Annotated in this window: 15 protein-coding genes and 1 tRNA gene; 14 read left to right on the top strand and 2 right to left on the bottom strand. The window is 63.2% G+C overall.

Annotated features, from left to right (window positions below; all coding sequences use genetic code 11):
- Positions 1 to 237: 237 nt before the first annotated feature.
- The 8 genes from E5206_RS06955 (at position 238) to rplL (ending at position 5,775) form a co-directional block, all read left to right on the top strand.
- Positions 238 to 310 (top strand) — tRNA-Trp (locus E5206_RS06955).
- A 78-nt stretch (positions 311 to 388) separates the two neighbouring features.
- A complete protein-coding gene (secE, locus tag E5206_RS06960) occupies positions 389 to 673 on the top strand; it encodes a preprotein translocase subunit SecE (protein WP_136321862.1) in 285 nt (94 codons plus the stop codon).
- A 113-nt stretch (positions 674 to 786) separates the two neighbouring features.
- Positions 787 to 1,644, top strand: coding sequence for a transcription termination/antitermination protein NusG (gene nusG, locus E5206_RS06965; RefSeq protein WP_136321863.1), 858 nt, complete (start codon positions 787 to 789; stop codon positions 1,642 to 1,644).
- A gap of 131 nt (positions 1,645 to 1,775) precedes the next feature.
- Entirely contained in the window at positions 1,776 to 2,207 is a 432-nt protein-coding gene (rplK, locus tag E5206_RS06970) for a 50S ribosomal protein L11 (RefSeq protein ID WP_024365990.1), read from the top strand.
- Between the two features lie 138 nt (positions 2,208 to 2,345).
- Positions 2,346 to 3,053, top strand: a complete 708-nt coding sequence (gene rplA / locus E5206_RS06975; RefSeq protein ID WP_024365991.1) for a 50S ribosomal protein L1 — start codon at positions 2,346 to 2,348, stop codon at positions 3,051 to 3,053.
- A gap of 205 nt (positions 3,054 to 3,258) precedes the next feature.
- On the top strand, positions 3,259 to 4,368 hold the full coding sequence (locus tag E5206_RS06980; RefSeq protein ID WP_136321864.1) for a GNAT family N-acetyltransferase: 1,110 nt from the start codon (positions 3,259 to 3,261) through the stop codon (positions 4,366 to 4,368).
- A 338-nt stretch (positions 4,369 to 4,706) separates the two neighbouring features.
- Positions 4,707 to 5,327, top strand: coding sequence for a 50S ribosomal protein L10 (rplJ, locus tag E5206_RS06985; protein WP_136321865.1), 621 nt, complete (start codon positions 4,707 to 4,709; stop codon positions 5,325 to 5,327).
- 73 nt (positions 5,328 to 5,400) lie between these two features.
- Positions 5,401 to 5,775 (top strand): 50S ribosomal protein L7/L12, encoded by a 375-nt coding sequence (gene rplL / locus E5206_RS06990; RefSeq protein ID WP_136321866.1) that lies wholly within the window; start codon positions 5,401 to 5,403, stop codon positions 5,773 to 5,775.
- 53 nt (positions 5,776 to 5,828) lie between these two features.
- On the opposite strand, the gene E5206_RS06995 is transcribed toward rplL, so the two are convergent.
- Both E5206_RS06995 and E5206_RS07000 read right to left on the bottom strand, forming a co-directional pair.
- Positions 5,829 to 6,338 (bottom strand): YbaK/EbsC family protein, encoded by a 510-nt coding sequence (locus E5206_RS06995; protein WP_136324005.1) that lies wholly within the window; start codon positions 6,336 to 6,338, stop codon positions 5,829 to 5,831.
- A 34-nt stretch (positions 6,339 to 6,372) separates the two neighbouring features.
- Positions 6,373 to 7,572 carry an acetyl-CoA C-acetyltransferase gene (locus E5206_RS07000; RefSeq protein ID WP_136321867.1) on the bottom strand — a complete coding sequence of 400 codons (1,200 nt, stop codon included), beginning with the start codon at positions 7,570 to 7,572 and terminating at the stop codon, positions 6,373 to 6,375.
- 404 nt (positions 7,573 to 7,976) lie between these two features.
- On the opposite strand from E5206_RS07000, the gene rpoB reads away from it, so the two are divergent.
- The 6 genes from rpoB to tuf all read left to right on the top strand — a co-directional run bounded on the left by rpoB (position 7,977) and on the right by tuf (position 20,432).
- Positions 7,977 to 11,495, top strand: a complete 3,519-nt coding sequence (gene rpoB, locus E5206_RS07005) for a DNA-directed RNA polymerase subunit beta (RefSeq protein ID WP_136321868.1) — start codon at positions 7,977 to 7,979, stop codon at positions 11,493 to 11,495.
- Positions 11,496 to 11,600: 105 nt separating this feature from the next.
- Entirely contained in the window at positions 11,601 to 15,500 is a 3,900-nt protein-coding gene (locus E5206_RS07010; protein WP_136321869.1) for a DNA-directed RNA polymerase subunit beta', read from the top strand.
- Between the two features lie 447 nt (positions 15,501 to 15,947).
- The gene (rpsL, locus tag E5206_RS07015; protein ID WP_011692814.1) at positions 15,948 to 16,322 is read left to right on the top strand and encodes a 30S ribosomal protein S12; all 375 of its coding nucleotides are present in this window, start codon (positions 15,948 to 15,950) and stop codon (positions 16,320 to 16,322) included.
- A 1-nt stretch (position 16,323) separates the two neighbouring features.
- Positions 16,324 to 16,794, top strand: a complete 471-nt coding sequence (gene rpsG, locus E5206_RS07020) for a 30S ribosomal protein S7 (protein ID WP_011692813.1) — start codon at positions 16,324 to 16,326, stop codon at positions 16,792 to 16,794.
- A 69-nt stretch (positions 16,795 to 16,863) separates the two neighbouring features.
- Entirely contained in the window at positions 16,864 to 18,978 is a 2,115-nt protein-coding gene (gene fusA / locus E5206_RS07025) for an elongation factor G (protein ID WP_136321870.1), read from the top strand.
- A 263-nt stretch (positions 18,979 to 19,241) separates the two neighbouring features.
- Positions 19,242 to 20,432, top strand: coding sequence for an elongation factor Tu (tuf, locus tag E5206_RS07030; protein WP_136321871.1), 1,191 nt, complete (start codon positions 19,242 to 19,244; stop codon positions 20,430 to 20,432).
- Positions 20,433 to 20,546: the final 114 nt, after the last annotated feature.

A 20,546-nucleotide genomic window follows, 5' to 3' on the forward strand; every position in this document is an offset into this window, starting at 1 on the left:
TTGTGGGATTCGACGGGATCTACTCTATGCTGTTCACCGGATCCTCCGGTGTGTCGGCAGGTGAATATGACTGGAGTTTTTCAGCCGGTTTCCGGGGCACACGAGGGGTCCGGAAGGTGCCGGTTCGACGTAGACGCAGTTGTTGCGTAGACTGGTTCTCCGGTGTTGAAAACACGATGATGGTCCGCGCCTCAGTGAAGACTGGGGAAGAGCAGCCGGAACGTAATTTCGATCCATAGGGTAGTGGCGCAATTGGTAGCGCAGCGGTCTCCAAAACCGCAGGTTGCAGGTTCGAGTCCTGTCTGCCCTGCGCATGCTGTTCCGGGAAATCCGGAACCAGCGCAGCAACCATGGTTCAGTCCGGAACCGGGTATCCGACATTGCGAGGATGAGTGAGGACCAGGTGACCGACACGGCTGCAAGCAGCTCCAAAGGCCGCCCCGCCAAGAACGCCGCCAAGGCTGGCTTCTTCGCTCGAATCGCACTCTTCGTCCGCCAGGTGATCGGCGAGCTGAAGAAGGTCGTTGCACCGACCCGCAAGGAACTGATCAATTACACGCTCGTGGTGCTGGTATTCGTGATCATCATGATGCTCATCGTCACCCTGCTCGATCTGGCCTTCGGGACCGGAATCAGCTGGGTCTTCGGCGGTAAGGGAGCCACGGACCGCTAAGGCGACCCGTCCGCAGCCTGCGTGGAATCCCCGGGAAACCGGAGGTTCCGCGGGGTGTGCGGAATTGAGTCATTTAAATAGGCATGTTAGGCAATGAGGAAGCAGGAGACCAAGTGTCTGAGCAGGAGCTCGAGGTAACTGAGACTGAGCTGGATAAGAGCCAGGACGCCACCGTGGAAGCAGTGGAAGAGTCCGAGGCTGCGTCTGCTGCGCCCGAATCCGAAGTCGCTGACGAGGCCGTAGCTGACGACGCCGACGAAGATGCCGCCGCTGTCGACGTCGAGTCCGGCGAGGAAGCAGCCGAGTCCGGCGAAGAAGAAGCCGGCGGCGAGCCGGCCGACGCGCTGGAAGCCGCCGCTGCCGCCGCCGAGGTCGACCCGGCCGAGGAATTCAAGGCCAAGCTGCGCCGCCAGGAGGGTGACTGGTATGTCATCCATTCCTACGCCGGCTACGAAAACCGCGTCAAGGCAAACCTTGAGACCCGCATCCAGACCCTGGACATGGAAGATTACATCTTCGAGATCCAGGTTCCGATGGAGGAAGTCGTTGAGATCAAGAACGCCCAGCGCAAGGTCATCAACCGCGTCCGCATCCCCGGCTACGTCCTGGTCCGGATGGACCTGACGGATGCCTCGTGGGGCGCCGTCCGCCACACCCCCGGAGTCACCGGCTTCGTGGGCAACGCCCACAACCCCGTGCCGCTCCGCCTCGATGAGGTCTTCTCCATGCTCGCCCCGGTCTTCGAAGAAGAGCAGGCAGAGAAGGGCAAGCCGGTCAAGCACGCCGCCGCGCACGTCGACGTCGACTTCGAGGTCGGCGAGTCGGTCATCGTCAAGGAAGGTCCCTTCGAGACCCTTCCCGCCACGATCTCCGAGATCAAGGTCGATTCCCAGACGCTCGTGGTGCTGGTCTCGATCTTCGAGCGCGAGACCCCCGTCACTCTGGCATTCAACCAGGTCAGCAAGATCTAGCTTTCCCCACAGAATTCGCTCCGGTACTGCCCGCTTAGCGGTCCCGGAGCGGCCGGCCGCCTCGCCATGGCGGCCACCAAGCTGAGGCACGCTCCTGTGTCCCAGGACGTAATTGAGAGAAGGACCCTACATTGGCTCCCAAGAAGAAGGTCACCGGCCTCATCAAGCTGCAGATCCAGGCAGGTGCCGCTAACCCGGCCCCGCCGATCGGTCCTGCGCTTGGCCAGCACGGTGTCAACATCATGGAATTCTGCAAGGCGTACAACGCTGCGACGGAAGCCCAGCGCGGCAACGTTATTCCTGTTGAAATCACGGTCTACGAGGACCGTTCATTCACGTTCATCACCAAGACCCCGCCGGCCGCGGAGCTCATCAAGAAGGCTGCAGGCGTTGCCAAGGGTTCACCGACCCCGCACACCGTCAAGGTCGCCAAGCTGACCCAGGCCCAGGTCAACGAGATCGCCACCACCAAGATGGAAGACCTCAACGCCACGAGCCTCGAAGGCGCAGCGAAGATCATCGCCGGCACCGCCCGTTCCATGGGTATCACCGTCGAGGGTTAATTCCCCACCGCCGGGCGACCGGCACCACCATTCATTGAAATGTTGGAAACCCGGCACGGATAAACCAGCCGGAGTCCCGACTGTGGCAGGGCCCAGCGCGGTCCGTAGACCACAACTGCACAAGGAGAAATAAGCAGCATGGCAAAGCGCAGCAAAGCATATGAGGCAGCCGCAGCCAAGATCGACGCGGAGAAGTTCTACGCGCCGTTCGAGGCAGTGACGCTGGCCAAGGACACCAACCCGTCCAAGTTCGACGCCACCGTTGAGGTCGCATTCCGCCTGGGTGTCGACCCCCGCAAGGCCGACCAGATGGTCCGCGGCACCGTTATCCTCCCCCACGGCACCGGTAAGACTGCCCGCGTCCTCGTCTTCGCAACGGGCGACAAGGCCGAGGCGGCAATTGCTGCCGGCGCCGATTTCGTTGGTTCCGATGACCTGATCGAAAAGATCGCAGCCGGCTGGACCGACTTCGACGCAGCCGTGGCCACCCCCGACCTCATGGGCAAGGTTGGCCGCCTCGGTAAGGTTCTGGGCCCGCGTAACCTGATGCCGAACCCGAAGACCGGCACCGTGACCGCTGACGTCGCCAAGGCCGTCAACGACATCAAGGGCGGCAAGATCGACTTCCGCGTCGACAAGCACTCGAACCTGCACTTCATCATCGGCAAGGTTTCGTTCGACGCCCTCAAGCTGGCCGAGAACTACGCAGCCGCACTGGAAGAGGTTCTTCGCCTCAAGCCGTCCGCTTCCAAGGGCCGCTACATCCAGAAGGCCACCGTCGCCACGACGTTTGGCCCGGGCATCTCGGTTGACCCCAACGTCACCAAGGTCCTGACCGAGGTCTGATCCTCAACAGTTCCACAGGAAGCAACAGAAAGACCGTCCCGCAACTGCGGGGCGGTCTTCCTGTCTTCCCTGGAACGCCGGCGCCCTGGAACGCCGGCGCCATGGAACGCCGGCGGAAACCGGCATATGCTGGCGGTTGAACGTCCGGCTTGAGCCGGGCATCGGGCCCCTATGGGTGGCAGAACGGCTGGGATAGATGCCCTCTATGGCAAATGACGTACGGATTGAACAGCTCTGGATACCCGATTCCCTCGACGGGCCCGACGCGGCCGACTTCCTGGCCGCCGTCGAAGTGGGGCGCAAGGTGCGGATGCAGACCTGGGGGAGCGATGACCTCGCGTATGCCCCGCAGGAAAAACTGCTGGAGATGGCGGACCCCTATGAACGCCAGGTGATCCTTGTGGCCAAGGTCGACGGCGAGATCGTCGGCACCGTGGACATCGCCCTGCCGCTCGCGGACGACCTCGACCTGGCCGAGTTCACCCTCGACATCCTCCCGGAGTTCCAGGGCCAGGGCGTCGGCAGGCAACTGCTGGAGGCGGCGGAGCACTTCGCCCGGGATGAGGGCCGGCACCGGATCCTGATCGACACCAACCACCCCGGGGCCTCGCTGGCCGGCAGCGAAGCGGAGCAACTGGTACCCGGCAGCGGGCTCGGCTTCGTTCCGCTGGGCAGCCGCGAGGTGGAATTCGCCCGGCACACCGGCTACACCCTGCAGCATATTGAGCAGTTCAGCGCTTGCACCCTTCCGCTGGACAGCAAGCTTGTCGCCGAACTGGAGGCCGAGGCCGACGAGGCCAATGCAGGCCGCTACCGCCTGCACCACTGGACGGACCGGTGCCCGGACGAGTGGCTCGAGGCCGTCGCGGCCCTGGAAAATGCGGCCGGCGAGAACGGGGTTCCGGGGGTTGACACCGCAGACATGGTGTTCGACGGCGGTATCCTCCGCGAGGCGGAGGAGGTCACCATTGCGCAGGGGCGCCGGACGGTGGTCACCGCCGTCGAACATATCGCCACCGGAACGCTCGTGGGCCTGACCACCATCAGCGTCCTGGCCCTGCGGCCCGATGTGGTCTTCCAGGACGACACGGTGGTCCTCCAGGAGCACCGCGGCAACAAGCTGGGCCTGCTGATCAAGGTCGCCAATATGGAACGGCTGAGCGAGCAGTTCCCGGACGCCCGGGTGCTCTACACCTGGAATGCCCCGGAAAACCGTTACCTGCTCCAGGTGAACCGGCAGCTCGGGTTCGCCACGGCCGGCGTCACCGGCATCTGGGAGAAGGAACTCCCGGATCTCGGGCCGTCTGTCAGCTGAGTCCGCCGGCGGGCCGGTGCGGGAGGCAGGCCTGCCGCCCTGGTCCGATTTGGCGCGCACGCACCACGTCCCGTAAGCTGGGGGGACCAAAGACCGTCGGTTGTTGGAAATCCACTCTCCCAAGCAAGACTCACTTCTGCAGTCGCGCCGGGGAGAGCCAGTGGGTTTCCGGACGAAGGACCCTGAACATAGGGCGGCCGGCGCAGGTGAACGAAGCAAAGCTCCGCAGTCATTGACCGCGTCGAGACAAGCCCCGTGCATCTGCGCGGGGCGTTTTTTAGTTTTAGCTCATCTGAGCGGGGACCCGGAATACCGGCACTATCCCCGGAAGGAGGGTTATGGCAACGCCTAGCAAGGTTTCAGCAGTAGCTGAGATCACTAACGATTTCAAGGAATCGAACGCCGCTGTCCTGACCGAATACCGTGGGCTCACCGTTGCACAGCTCAAGCAACTGCGTGTCTCTCTCGGCCAGGACACCAAGTTCTCGGTCGTCAAGAACACCCTGACCGCTATTGCAGCCAAGGAAGCTGGTGTCGAAGCATTCGACGGCCAGCTCGCCGGCCCCACTGCAATCGCGTTCATCAAGGGTGACGCAGTTGCCGCTGCCAAGAGCCTGACGGATTTTGCCAAGACCAACAAGCAGCTGGTTATCAAGACCGGTTACTTCGAGGGCAAGGCACTGAACGCCAGCGAAGTTGCTGCCCTGGCAGCACTCGAGTCCCGCGAGCTGCAGCTCGCCAAGGTTGCAGGCATCCTCAAGGCTCCTGCCGCCGCCGCTGCACGCATCATCGACGCACTGCGCCTCAAGCTTGAAGAAGAGAACGGTGCACCGGCAGCAGCCGAGGCGCCCGCCGCTGAAGAAGCCCCGGCCGACGCTGAAGCTCCGGCTGAAGCTCCCGCCGATGCAGCAGCAGAGGCTGAGGCTCCTGCCGAAGCCGCAGCCCCCGAAGAGAACTAACTCTCTAAACCAGACTCCGGTGCGAAGGCACGGCCCAGGCCGCCGAGCACCACTATAGGAAGGACGCCACACCATGGCGAAGCTCACCAACGAAGAGCTCATTGAAGCTTTCAAGGAACTGACCATCATCGAGCTCTCCGAGTTCGTCAAGCTCTTCGAAGAGACCTTCGAAGTTACCGCTGCTGCTGTTGCTGTTGCTGGCCCCGCTGCCGGCGCTGCTGCAGAAGAAGAGGAAAAGACGGCATTCGACGTCATCCTGGAACACCCGGGCGACAAGAAGATCGCAGTGATCAAGGAAGTTCGCGCAATCACTTCCCTGGGCCTCAAGGAAGCCAAGGACCTGGTTGACAGCGCTCCCAAGGCCATCCTCGAAGGCGTCACCAAGGAAGCTGCCGAGAAGGCTGTTGCACAGCTCGAAGAAGCTGGCGCTCGCGTTACCCTCAAGTAACACGCTGTTCCGGGAAACCCCGTCCACTCCGGTGGGCGGGGTTTCCTGCATTCCTAACCCGGTTCGCTGATGTCCGCGACCACCGCAGCCAGGGCCGCCGTCAGGGCATCGGCGTCCACGAACGCACTGTAGCCATGCTCCCCGGCACCCATCGAAACCCGGCGGCCCGCGATAGTCCGGTCGGCGTAGACGGGCCAGGCAACGGTACTGCCCAGCGGGGTGATCGTGCCGCGCTCATAGCCGGTGGCCCCGAAGGCGGACTCCGCCGTCGGGAGCGAGAGCTTGTTCACGCCGACCAGCCTGCGCAGCTTGGGCCAGGAAATCTGCCGGTCGCCCGGAATCAGGGCGAACAGGAAGCTGCCGTCCTTGTGTTTGACCACGAGTGATTTCACGATGTCCCCGGGCTGGATTCCGAGGATCCGGGCCGCCTCGTCGAGGCTGTCCGCGGCGGGCCGCTGCACGAGCCTGACGTCAAGCCCGCGCGCGGCGGCGTCGGCCAGGAAACGTTCCCGGCCGACGCCGGCCGCACTGCCATCCCCGACGCGGCCGGTGCCTCCGCGAATGCCGCCATCGTCCTTCTGTGCTGCCACGGCCCGCTCAGTCGCGGTAGAGCAGCAGTGCTTCGCCCTGGCCGCCGCCGCCGCACAGCGAGACAGCGGCTTTGCCGGCGCCGCGCCGCTTCAGTTCGTGCGCCGCATGCAGGGCCAACCGGGCGCCGGAGGCGCCGATCGGGTGGCCCAGGGCGATCGCGCCGCCGTGGATGTTGCACTTCTCCAGCGGGTAGTGAAGGTCCTTGAGGGACTGGACGGCCACGGAGCCGAAGGCCTCATTGATTTCGATGAAGTCCAGGTCCGTGGTGGCCCAGCCAGCCTTGTCCAGGGCATTCCTGATGGCGTTGGACGGTTGGGAGTGCAGCGAGTTGTCAGGCCCGGCAACCTGGCCGGCCTTGCCGACGACGGCCAGGTACTCCAGGCCGTTGTCCTCCGCGAACTTCCGGGAGGCGAGCACGAGGGCGGCGGCACCGTCGGAAAGGGGCGAGGAGTTGCCGGCGGTGATGGTCCCGTCCGTGACGAATGCCGCGCGCAGGCCGGCGAGCGAGGCAACCGACGTGTCCGGACGGATGCCCTCATCCGCGGTCAGGACGAGCGGATCGCCCTTGCGCTGCTTGACGCTGATCGGGGCGATCTCGCCGTCGAAGACGCCGTCCTTGGCGGCCCGTGCGGCACGCTGGTGGGACTGCGCCGCCACCTCGTCCTGGGAGGTCCTGTCGATGCCCAGGGTGAGGTTCTTGCTTTCCGTGGACAGGCCCATGGACTGCCCGTCGAAGGCATCGGTCAGCCCGTCGTGGGCGGCGACGTCGAGCGCCTGCACGGAGCCGTAGGTCCACCCCTGCCGGGAGCCCGGCAGCAGGTGCGGGGCCCGCGTCATCGACTCCTGCCCGCCGGCGACGACGACGGTTGCGTCACCGCTGCGGATCATCCGGGCGGCGTCGATCACGGCGGTGAGGCCCGAAAGACAGACCTTGTTGATGGTGACAGTGGGGACATTCCAGCCGATGCCGGCGGCGATGGCGCTCTGCCGGGCCGGGTTCTGGCCAGCCCCGGCCTGCAGCACCTGGCCCATGATCACCGAGTCCACCTGCTCGGCCTTCACCCCGCTGGCGGCCAGGGCCGCCCGGATGGCGTGGGCGCCGAGCTCGACGGCCGTGAAGCCGGCCAGCTGGCCGTTGAGGCGGCCCTGGGGCGTGCGGGCGGCGGCGAGGATGACAACATCATTGTTGTCCGCGGAGTTGCTCATGGTTTTCTCTTCCGATCATTAACGATATTGACCTAGGTTATCGTGACCTCCATCACGTAGCCATCCGCCGCCCGCACCTGCGCCGGCGCCCGCTTGGACACCTGCTTGGACACCTGCTTGGACTCGGGGTGCTTGCAATCGCGGCGGAAGTGGGGTAGACAAGTAGGTTGCTTTGCCGTATCGTAGATATTTGCGTCTTCCCTGTTTACCTTCAGCCTTCATATAGCGGTGGGCTTAGCCTGGCTGCTGCGCCATCAATGTGCCGTCTACAACGTGCACCACCATGGGCAGCGCGGGTCCCGGGTCATATAGCGGAACCGGATTGGTAGCACTGCGGAGTCACTCTGCAGGGTGCATAACGGGGGAGATCTGAAAACGCCTGAAGGTCTGTGGAAGGATCCCTCTTGGTCGCCTCGAGCACCTCTAATGTAAACAACGCTGCAACCGCTATCAATGCCGAAAGCACCGACGGTGCAACCCGGCGGCTCTCATTCGCTAAGATTCACGAACCTCTTGACGTTCCGAATCTGCTTGCCCTGCAGACGGACAGCTTTGACTGGCTGGTCGGAAATGAACGCTGGCAGGCCCGCGTGGCGAAGGCCGCCGAAGAAGGCGACCTGAGTGTCGCCACCTCCTCCGGTCTGTCCGACATCTTTGAAGAGATCTCCCCGATCGAGGATTTCCAGGGCACCATGTCCCTGAGCTTCTCCGAGCCGGAGTTCGCTGATCCGAAGTACACCATGGCTGAGTGCAAGGACCGGGACGCTACGTACTCGGCTCCGCTGTACGTGAAGGCCGAATTCATGAACAACAACACGGGCGAAATCAAGCAGCAGACCGTGTTCATGGGTGACTTCCCGCTGATGACCGAGAAGGGTACCTTCGTCGTCAACGGCACCGAGCGTGTTGTCGTCTCCCAGCTGGTCCGTTCCCCGGGTGCTTACTTCGAGCGCACCGCCGACAAGACCAGCGACAAGGACATCTTCACTGCGAAGATCATCCCGTCCCGTGGCGCGTGGTTCGAACTCGAAATCGACAAGCGCGACCAGGTCGGCGTTCGCCTCGACCGCAAGCGCAAGCAGTCCGTCACGGTGCTGCTGAAGGCCCTCGGCTGGACCGAAGGCCAGATCCTCGAGGAATTCGGCCAGTACGACTCCATGCGCGCAACGCTGGAGAAAGACGCCACCGAAACCCGCGAAGACGCCTTGCTCGACATCTACCGGAAGCTGCGGCCGGGCGAGCCGCCCACGGTCGAGGCTGCCCAGTCCCTGCTGGACAACCTGTACTTCAACTCCAAGCGCTACGATCTGGCCAAGGTCGGCCGTTACAAGATCAACCGCAAGCTGGGCATCGACCGCTCCCTTGGTGACAAGGAAGCTTCCGTCCTGCACGTTGAAGACATCGTTGCCATGATTAAGTTCCTGGTTGCTCTGCACGCCGGCGAGAAGACCCTCACGGGCAAGCGCGACGGCCAGGACCACGAACTGCGCGTTGAGATCGATGACATCGACCACTTCGGCAACCGCCGCATCCGCGCCGTCGGCGAGCTCATCGAGAACCAGGTCCGCACCGGCCTGTCCCGCATGGAGCGCGTTGTCCGCGAGCGTATGACGACCCAGGACGTCGAGGCCATCACGCCGCAGACGCTGATCAACATCCGCCCCGTCGTGGCAGCCATCAAGGAGTTCTTCGGAACGTCCCAGCTGTCACAGTTCATGGACCAGAACAACCCGCTGTCGGGCCTGACGCACAAGCGCCGCCTGTCCGCGCTTGGCCCGGGTGGCCTGTCCCGCGACCGTGCAGGCATGGAAGTCCGGGACGTCCACCCGTCCCACTACGGACGTATGTGCCCCATTGAAACTCCTGAAGGCCCCAACATCGGCCTGATCGGTTCGCTGGCTTCCTACGGCCGCATCAACCCCTTCGGTTTCATCGAGACGCCTTACCGCCTCGTGTCCGAGGGCGTCGTGTCCGACGAAGTCCAGTACCTGACGGCCGACGACGAAGCCGAGGTCCTGATCGCCCAGGCCAACGCTCCGCTGGACGAGAACAAGAAGTTCGCCGAAGAAACCGTCCTGGTCCGCGCCCGCGGTGGTGGAGGCGAGCCTGTGCTGGTCCCCGCCGGCGAGGTCGAGTTCATGGACGTTTCCCCGCGCCAGATGGTGTCCGTGGCAACCGCCCTGATCCCGTTCCTCGAGCATGACGATGCAAACCGCGCACTCATGGGTGCCAACATGCAGCGCCAGGCCGTGCCGCTGGTCCGTTCCGAGGCGCCGTTCGTCGGTACCGGCATGGAACGCGCCGCTGCAGTCGACGCCGGTGACGTTGTCATCGCGAAGAAGGCAGGTGTGGTTACCGAGGTCTCCGCTGAGCTGGTCATCATGCTCAACGACGACGGTACGGAAACCAACTACCGGATCAACAAGTTCGCCCGCTCCAACCAGGGCAACTGCTACAACAACCGTGTCCTGGTGAACGAAGGCCAGCGCCTGGAGGTCGGCGGCATCATCGCCGACGGCCCGGCAACGGACCAGGGCGAGCTCGCCCTCGGTAAGAACCTGCTCGTGGCATTCATGTCCTGGGAAGGCCACAACTTCGAGGATGCCATCATCCTGTCCCAGCGCATTGTGGCTGAGGACGTCCTGTCCTCCATCCACATCGAGGAGCACGAGATCGATGCCCGCGACACCAAGCTTGGTGCCGAGGAAATCACCCGTGACATCCCCAACGTGTCCGAGGAAGTCCTGGCAGGACTGGACGAGCGTGGCATCATCCACATCGGTGCCGAAGTTGAAGCCGGCGACATCCTGGTCGGAAAGGTCACGCCCAAGGGCGAGACCGAGCTGACCCCGGAAGAGCGGCTGCTGCGCGCCATCTTCGGCGAGAAGTCCCGCGAAGTGCGCGACACCTCCCTGAAGGTCCCGCACGGCGAGTCCGGCACCGTCATCGGTGTCCGCGTCTTCGACCGCGACAACGACGACGAGCTGCCCCCGGGCGTCAACCAGCTGGTCCGCGTCTATGTTGCGGCCAAGCGCAAGATCACCGACGGCGACAAGCTCGCCGGCCGTCACGGCAACAAGGGTGTTATCTCCAAGATCCTGCCGATCGAGGACATGCCCTTCCTTGCCGACGGCACCCCCGTTGATATCGTCCTGAACCCGCTGGGTGTTCCGGGCCGCATGAACGTCGGCCAGGTGCTTGAAACGCACCTCGGCTGGGTTGCCAAGACCGGCTGGAAGATCGAAGGCGAGCCCGAGTGGGTCAAGGCGCTGCCGAACCTACCGCGCGAGAGTGGCCAGACCACTGTTGCAACGCCGGTCTTCGACGGTGCGCGTGAAGAGGAAATCACGGGCCTGCTCGATTCCACCAACGTCACCCGCGACGGCGTCCGCCTGATCGACTCCTCAGGCAAGACGCGCCTGTTCGACGGCCGCTCCGGCGAGCCGTTCCCGGATCCGATCTCGGTCGGCTACATGTACATCCTGAAACTCCACCACCTGGTGGACGACAAGATCCACGCCCGCTCCACCGGCCCGTACTCCATGATCACGCAGCAGCCGCTGGGTGGTAAGGCGCAGTTCGGTGGCCAGCGCTTCGGTGAAATGGAAGTGTGGGCGCTCGAGGCTTACGGTGCCGCTTACACGCTCCAGGAACTCCTCACGATCAAGTCGGATGATATCCACGGTCGTGTGAAGGTCTACGAAGCCATCGTCAAGGGCGAGAACATCCCGGAGCCGGGTGTTCCTGAGTCCTTCAAGGTCTTGATCAAGGAAATGCAGTCGCTGTGCCTGAACGTGGAAGTTCTTTCCACGGACGGAACCACAATTGAAATGCGTGACTCTGATGACGCAGTCTTCACGGCTGCGGAAGAACTGGGTATCGATCTGTCCCGCGCAGAGCCCAGTTCCGTAGAAGAGGTCTAGCAGGTAAGGGTTCGACGGCGGGTGACCACCCGCCGTCGAACCCACCTCCCTCTTCCCGTAACCCAAGACTTCAGAATTTAGAGAACAAGAGAGAACAGGGACCATATGTCCAGCGAATCCTCCTTCGGCCTCATGCAGATCGGCCTCGCCACCGCGGAAGACATCCGTGGCTGGTCTTACGGCGAGGTTAAGAAGCCGGAAACCATCAACTACCGCACGCTCAAGCCCGAGAAGGACGGCCTCTTCTGCGAGAAGATCTTCGGCCCTTCCCGCGACTGGGAATGCTACTGCGGTAAATACAAGCGCGTGCGCTTCAAGGGCATCATCTGCGAGCGGTGTGGCGTTGAGGTCACCCGTGCCAAGGTGCGCCGTGAGCGCATGGGCCACATCGAGCTGGCCGCCCCGGTCACGCACATCTGGTACTTCAAGGGTGTTCCGTCCCGCCTGGGCTACCTCCTTGACCTGGCACCGAAGGACCTCGAGAAGGTCATCTACTTCGCTGCCTACATGATCACGAGCGTCGACGCCGACAGCCGCCACGAAGAACTGCCCAACCTCCAGGTCGAGCACGATATCGAGAAGAAGCAGCTGATCGACAACCGCGACTCGGATATCGCCACGATCGCCCGCGACCTTGAGAACGAGATCGCCCGTCTCGAAGGCGAAGGCGCCAAGGCTGCCGACAAGAAGAAGGCCCGCGACTCCGCTGACCGCCAGATGGCAAACGTCCGCAAGCGCGCGGACGCTGAAATCGAGCGCCTCGAGCAGGTCTGGGACCGCTTCAAGAACCTGAAGGTCGCCGACCTCGAAGGCGACGAAGGCCTGTACCGCGAGCTCCGCGACCGTTACGGCATGTACTTCGAAGGCTCCATGGGTGCCGAGGCGATCAAGAAGCGTCTTGAGAACTTCGACATGCAGGCCGAGTCGGACATGCTGCGCGACATCATCGCCAACGGCAAGGGCCAGCGCAAGACCCGAGCCCTGAAGCGGCTCAAGGTTGTCAACGCCTTCCTGACCACCAACAACAGCCCGCTCGGCATGGTGCTGGACGCTGTCCCGGTGATCCCGCCGGAACTGCGCCCGATGGTCCAGCTGGACGGTGGCCGCTTCGCGACCTCCGACCTCAACGACCTCTACCGCCGCGTGATCAACCGCAACAACCGCCTCAAGCGCCTGCTTGACCTCGGTGCCCCGGAGATCATCGTCAACAACGAGAAGCGCATGCTTCAGGAAGCCGTTGACAGCCTCTTCGACAACGGCCGCCGCGGCCGTCCGGTCACCGGACCGGGCAACCGTCCGCTGAAGTCCCTGAGCGACATGCTCAAGGGCAAGCAGGGCCGTTTCCGCCAGAACCTCCTGGGCAAGCGCGTTGACTACTCGGGCCGTTCCGTGATCGTCGTCGGTCCGCAGCTGAAGCTGCACCAGTGCGGCCTGCCGAAGCAGATGGCCCTGGAGCTCTTCAAGCCGTTCGTGATGAAGCGGCTGGTTGACCTCAACCACGCGCAGAACATCAAGTCGGCCAAGCGCATGGTCGAGCGTTACCGCCCGCAGGTCTGGGATGTCCTCGAAGAGATCATCACCGAGCACCCGGTGCTGCTGAACCGTGCACCTACCCTGCACCGCCTCGGCATCCAGGCGTTCGAACCGCAGCTCGTTGAAGGCAAGGCCATCCAGCTCCACCCGCTGGTCTGTGGCGCCTTCAACGCCGACTTCGACGGCGACCAGATGGCAGTGCACCTGCCGCTGAGCCCCGAAGCCCAGGCTGAAGCCCGCATCCTGATGCTGTCCTCGAACAACATCCTGAAGCCCTCTGACGGCCGCCCGGTGACGCTGCCTTCGCAGGATATGATCATCGGTCTCTACCACCTGACCACCAAGCGTGTCGGTTCAGCTGGCGAAGGCCGGATCTTCTCCTCCGTGGCGGAAGCCATCATGGCGTACGACCTGCGCGAACTCCACCTGAACTCCAAGGTCAAGATCCGGCTTGAGGGATTTGTCCCTTACGCCGGCTGGGAAGCTCCGGAAGGCTGGGAGCCCGGCCAGATCGCACTGGTCGAGACCTCCCTCGGACAGGTCATCTTCAACCAGACACTGCCTGCCGATTACCCGTGGGTTGAGAACGTTGCGGACAAGGGCGAACTGTCCACGATCGTCAACGACCTCGCCGAGCGCTACCCGAAGGTTGTTACGGCGGCCACGCTGGACAACCTGAAGGACGCCGGTTTCTACTGGGCCACCCGCTCAGGCGTCACCGTCGCCATCTCCGACATCGTGGTGCCCAAGGACAAGCCGCGGATCCTCGCCGGTTACGAGACCATGGCCGCGAAGATCCAGGGCCAGTACGACAAGGGCCTGATCGACGACGACGAGCGCCGCCAGGAACTGATCGAGATCTGGAACAAGGCAACGAACGAAATCGCCCAGGCGATGCGTGACAGCCTGTCCCCGATGAACACCATCAACCGCATGGTGTCCTCCGGCGCACGTGGTAACTGGATGCAGGTCCGCCAGATCGCGGGTATCCGTGGCCTGGTGGCCAACCCTAAGGGTGAGATCATCCCGCGTCCGATCAAGTCCTCCTACCGTGAGGGCCTGTCGGTGCTGGAGTACTTCATCGCCACGCACGGTGCCCGTAAGGGTCTGGCTGACACCGCCCTGCGTACCGCCAACTCGGGTTACCTGACCCGTCGCCTGGTGGACGTTTCGCAGGACGTCATTGTCCGTGAGGAGGACTGCGGCACCGAGCGCGGCCTGATCACGGCCATCGCGGTGGCTGATGCCAACGGCGAGCTGGTCCTGGACGAGAACGTCGAGAACAGCGCGTACGCCCGCACCCTGGCCGTGGACGTCGTTGACTCCAAGGGCAAGGTCCTGGCTGCCGGCGGCACCGACTGCGGCGACGTCGTCATTGCCGAACTGTTCGCGGCAGGCATCACCGAGGTCAAGGTCCGCTCCGTACTCACGTGTGAGTCCAGCGTCGGCACCTGCGCCCTGTGCTACGGCCGTTCGCTGGCCACCGGCAAGACCGTCGACATCGGTGAGGCAGTGGGCATCATCGCCGCGCAGTCGATCGGTGAGCCCGGTACCCAGCTGACCATGCGTACGTTCCACACCGGTGGTGCTGTTTCCGCCAGCGGCGGCGACGACATCACCCAGGGTCTGCCCCGTATCCAGGAGCTCTTCGAAGCCCGTACTCCGAAGGGTGTCGCACCGATTGCTGAAGCAGCCGGCCGCATCACCATCGAAGAGTCCGAGCGCCAGATGCGCCTGGTCATCACCCCGGATGATGGATCCGAAGAGATCGCCTACCCGGTCCTGCGCCGTTCACGTCTTCTCATCGAAGACGGCGAGCACGTCAGTGTCGGGCAGAAGCTCATCAACGGACCGGTCGACCCCAAGCAGGTTCTGCGCATCATGGGCCCCCGCGCCGCGCAGAAGTTCCTGGTGGACGAAGTACAGGGCGTCTACCGCAGCCAGGGCATCGGTATCCACGACAAGCACGTCGAGGTTATCGTCCGCCAGATGCTGCGCCGCGTCACGGTCATCGAGTCCGGCGAATCGGACCTGCTGCCCGGCGAACTCGCCGAGCGCAGCCGCTTCGAGGAAGCCAACCGCCGCGTTGTCTCCGAGGGCAAGACGCCGGCTTCCGGCCGTCCTGAGCTCATGGGCATCACCAAGGCGTCCCTGGCGACCGAGTCCTGGCTGTCCGCAGCTTCCTTCCAGGAAACCACCCGCGTCCTGACGCAGGCGGCCATGGAAGGCAAGAGCGATCCGCTGCTCGGCCTCAAGGAAAACGTCATCATCGGTAAGCTCATCCCGGCAGGCACGGGTCTCCCGCGCTACACCAATGTCACGGTGGAGCCCACTGAAGAAGCAAAGGCCAACCTGTTCACCGGCCCGAGCGCATTCAGTGACTTCTCCTACGATTCGCTGGGCGGCGACGGGGCTCCCGAGTTCCACGCCATCCCGCTGGATGACTACGACCTGGGCAACGACTTCCGCTGACCCCGGTCAGGGCGGGCTCTTTCGTGTCGCGTTCCGCGCCACGTAGGGAGCCGGCCGCCCTGCCCTTGCTCTGAGTGACTGAAGGCCCCGTTCCCACGCTGTGGGGGCGGGGCCTCGCTCATTTAGGAAGCCGATTAAGGGGTGGGGGCATACCGTGTTAGACTTGAGACTAATTGTTATTGTGGCAGTGGATGAGTGCGCCGGTTGCAGCTGAAAGGCTGGACCAGGACGACGTTTCCGGTTTGCAGGGTTCTTGTGCAACGTATGCCACATTTTCGCATGCCTAGGGGCAGTCCCGGATGAAAGTCCTCGAAACCCGGTGTGCGGTCCGACTATTAAGGCTTCGCCTCAGCTGCTCTGGAGAGAACTTCAAAGCCCGGGCGGCGGGGCGCAGCGACAAGAGAGCGGCCGCCAACGGCCGCTCCGGATAAAACGGAGAACACGAGAGTGCCTACGATTAACCAGCTGGTCCGCAAGGGCCGCACGCCTAAGGTCAAAAAGACCAAGGCTCCCGCGCTTAACGGCAGCCCGATGCGCCGCGGTGTCTGCACCCGCGTCTACACGACAACCCCGAAGAAGCCGAACTCGGCTCTGCGTAAGGTTGCACGTGTGCGCCTCAACGGTGGCGTTGAAGTCACCGCTTACATCCCCGGTGTAGGCCACAACCTCCAGGAGCACTCCATTGTGCTCGTACGTGGCGGCCGTGTGAAGGACCTTCCCGGTGTCCGCTACAAGATCGTCCGTGGCGCCCTCGATACCCAGGGTGTCAAGAACCGTAAGCAGGCTCGCAGCCGCTACGGCGCAAAGATGGAGAAGAAGTAATATGCCTCGCAAGGGTCCGGCCCCCAAGCGGCCGCTGGTTCTAGATCCCGTTTACGGCTCCCCGCTGGTTACCCAGCTCATCAACAAGGTCCTGGTTGACGGCAAGAAGTCCACCGCAGAGCGCATCGTTTACGGTGCCCTCGAAGGTGCACGTGCCAAGTCCGGCGGCGACCCGGTTGCAGCCCTCAAGAAGGCCATGGAGAACGTCAAGCCTTCCCTCGAGGTCCGCTCCCGCCGCGTCGGTGGCGCCACCTACCAGGTTCCGGTTGAGGTCAAGCCGGGCCGCTCCACCGCCCTCGCCCTGCGCTGGCTGGTCGGCTACTCCAAGGCCCGCCGCGAGAAGACCATGACCGAGCGCCTCCAGAACGAAATCCTGGATGCCTCCAACGGTCTCGGTGCCGCTGTGAAGCGCCGCGAAGACACCCACAAGATGGCCGAGTCCAACAAGGCCTTCGCACACTACCGCTGGTAATAATTCCCGGACGCCGCCGGCCCTACCGGGCCGGCGGCGGACGTGCAGTCCATCCGAAAGGGAGACACCGTGGCACAGGACGTGCTTACCGACCTTAACAAGGTCCGCAACATCGGCATTATGGCCCACATTGATGCCGGCAAGACCACCACCACCGAGCGCATTCTGTTCTACACAGGTGTGAACCACAAGATCGGCGAAACGCACGACGGCGCTTCGACCACCGACTGGATGGAACAGGAAAAGGAACGCGGCATCACCATCACGTCTGCCGCCGTGACCTGCTTCTGGGACAACAACCAGATCAACATCATCGACACCCCCGGCCACGTTGACTTCACGGTTGAGGTTGAGCGCTCACTGCGCGTCCTCGACGGTGCAGTCGCCGTGTTCGACGGCAAGGAAGGCGTGGAGCCGCAGTCCGAGACTGTCTGGCGCCAGGCTGACAAGTACAACGTCCCGCGCATCTGTTTCGTCAACAAGATGGACAAGCTCGGTGCCGACTTCTACTTCACCGTGGACACCATCATCAGCCGCCTCGGGGCCAAGCCGCTCGTCATGCAGCTGCCGATCGGCGCCGAGAACGACTTCATCGGCGTCGTCGACCTGCTCGAAATGCGCGCGCTCGTATGGCCTGGCGATTCCAAGGGTGACGTCACCATGGGTGCCAAGTACGAAGTCCAGGAAATCCCGGCTGACCTTCAGGCCAAGGCCGAGGAATACCGCGCACTGCTCGTCGAGACTGTTGCCGAGGCTTCCGAAGAGCTCATGGAGAAGTACCTTGAGGGCGAAGAAATCTCCGTCGACGAACTCAAGGCCGGCATCCGCAAGATGACGATCAACTCCGAGCTGTACCCGGTTCTTTGTGGCTCCGCCTTCAAGAACCGCGGTGTCCAGCCGATGCTTGACGCCGTCGTCGACTTCCTGCCGTCCCCGCTCGACGTCCCGCCGATGATCGGTCACGATCCGCGCGACGAAGAAAAGGAACTGACCCGCCGGCCCGCAGCCGACGAGCCGTTCTCCGCTCTGGCGTTCAAGATTGCTGCCCACCCGTTCTTCGGCCAGCTCACCTTCATCCGCGTGTACTCCGGTCACGTGGAAGCCGGTTCCCAGGTGGTCAACTCCACCAAGGGCAAGAAGGAGCGCATCGGCAAGCTGTTCCAGATGCACGCCAACAAGGAAATGCCGGTGGACGCTGCTACGGCGGGCCACATCTACGCGGCGATCGGCTTGAAGGACACGACCACGGGTGACACCCTGTGCGATCCTTCCAACCAGATCGTCCTCGAGTCCATGAGCTTCCCGGAGCCCGTGATCTCGGTTGCGATCGAACCGAACACCAAGGGTGACCAGGAGAAGCTCTCCACGGCCATCCAGAAGCTCTCCGCTGAGGACCCGACCTTCCAGGTCTCCCTCAACGAAGACACCGGTCAGACCATCATCGCCGGCATGGGCGAGCTCCACCTGGACATCCTGGTGGACCGCATGCGCCGCGAGTTCAAGGTCGAGGCAAACGTCGGCAAGCCGCAGGTTGCTTACCGCGAAACCATCAAGCGTGCTGTAGAGCGTCATGACTACACGCACAAGAAGCAGACCGGTGGTTCGGGCCAGTTCGCAAAGATCCAGATCGCGATCGAGCCGCTGGACACGTCCGAAGGCGAGATGTACCAGTTCGAGAACAAGGTCACCGGTGGCCGCGTTCCGCGCGAATACATCCCGTCGGTTGACGCCGGCATCCAGGACGCGCTGAACGACGGCGTCCTGGCCGGCTACCCGGTTGTCGGGATCAAGGCGACGCTGATTGACGGCGCCTACCACGATGTTGACTCCTCGGAAATGGCGTTCAAGATCGCCGGCCGGATGGCTTTCAAGGAAGCCGCACGGAAGGCGAACCCTGTCCTGCTCGAACCGCTGATGGATGTCGAGGTCCGCACCCCTGAGGAATACATGGGTGAAGTTATCGGTGACCTCAACTCCCGCCGTGGCCAGATGCAGTCCATGGAGGATGCCCAGGGCGTCAAGGTCATCCGCGCGCACGTCCCGCTGTCCGGCATGTTCGGCTACATCGGTGACCTGCGTTCGAAGACCCAGGGCCGTGCTGTGTACTCCATGACGTTCAACAGCTACGCCGAGGTCCCGAAGGCAGTTGCCGACGAGATCATCCAGAAGAACCGCGGCGAATAGTCCTTCGGACAAACCGCAGCGACAAACTCGGGTGCGTCTCCGCCAGTGGAGATTCGCCTGGTGCTGGTGGCCGGTTGCCGGCCAGATGCAGTCCGGTCAAGCCGGGCTCCGGCCACCAGCACGAACAGGCTCTAGGCACTAGTATTAGTTCCTGAATCTGCAATTTCACCAATCCAAAGCCCCCCAAGTAGACTTACTGGAGTTTCGGCCGCGACAAGCGCAGCCGGAGGGTAAGTCATTTGAAAACGTTCTAGGAGGAACCTGTGGCAAAGGCAAAGTTCGAGCGGACTAAGCCGCACGTTAACATCGGTACCATTGGTCACGTTGACCACGGTAAGACGACGTTGACGGCCGCCATTTCCAAGGTGCTGTACGACAAGTACCCGACTCTCAACGAGAAGCGTGACTTCGCGTCGATTGACTCTGCTCCCGAAGAGCGTCAGCGCGGCATTACCATCAACATCTCCCACGTTGAGTACCAGACCGAGAAGCGCCACTACGCACACGTAGACGCTCCGGGTCACGCTGACTACATCAAGAACATGATCACCGGTGCTGCCCAGATGGACGGTGCAATCCTCGTGGTTGCCGCCACTGACGGCCCGATGGCACAGACCCGCGAGCACGTTCTGCTTGCCCGCCAGGTTGGCGTTCCCTACCTGCTGGTCGCGCTGAACAAGGCTGACATGGTCGACGACGAAGAGCTCCTCGACCTCGTCGAAATGGAAGTTCGCGAGCTGCTCTCGGCTCAGGGCTTCGATGGCGACAACGCCCCGGTTGTCCGCGTTTCGGGCCTCAAGGCCCTCGAAGGCGACCCGGAATGGGTCAAGTCCATCGAGGAACTCATGGAAGCTGTCGACGAGTCCGTTCCGGACCCCGTACGTGACCGTGACAAGCCGTTCCTGATGCCGATCGAAGACGTCTTCACGATCACCGGCCGTGGCACCGTTGTAACGGGCCGCGCCGAGCGTGGAACCCTCGCCATCAACTCCGAGGTCGAGATCGTCGGCATCCGCCCGGTCCAGAAGACCACGGTTACCGGTATCGAGATGTTCCACAAGCAGCTCGACGAAGCATGGGCCGGCGAGAACTGTGGCCTCCTGCTCCGCGGTCTGAAGCGCGACGATGTAGAGCGTGGCCAGGTTGTCGTGAAGCCGGGTTCCATTACCCCGCACACCGACTTCGAGGCCAACGTCTACATCCTCTCCAAGGACGAAGGCGGACGTCACAACCCGTTCTACTCCAACTACCGCCCGCAGTTCTACTTCCGCACCACGGACGTAACCGGCGTCATCACCCTGCCGGAAGGCACGGAAATGGTTATGCCCGGCGACAACACTGAGATGACCGTTGCGCTCATCCAGCCCATCGCCATGGAAGAGGGCCTCGGCTTCGCTATCCGCGAAGGCGGCCGCACCGTTGGTTCGGGACGTGTCACCAAGATCCTCAAGTAATACTTGCTGATCTGAATTACCTGCTGACCGGGCAGGCCGCCTGACGGCCCCCGTGAAGCCAAGAACAGCCCCGCTGCACTCGCAGCGGGGCTGTTCTTTTTCTGCCCCCGGCCG

Source organism: Arthrobacter sp. PAMC25564 (assembly GCF_004798705.1).
Taxonomy (GTDB): Bacteria; Actinomycetota; Actinomycetes; order Actinomycetales; family Micrococcaceae; genus Arthrobacter.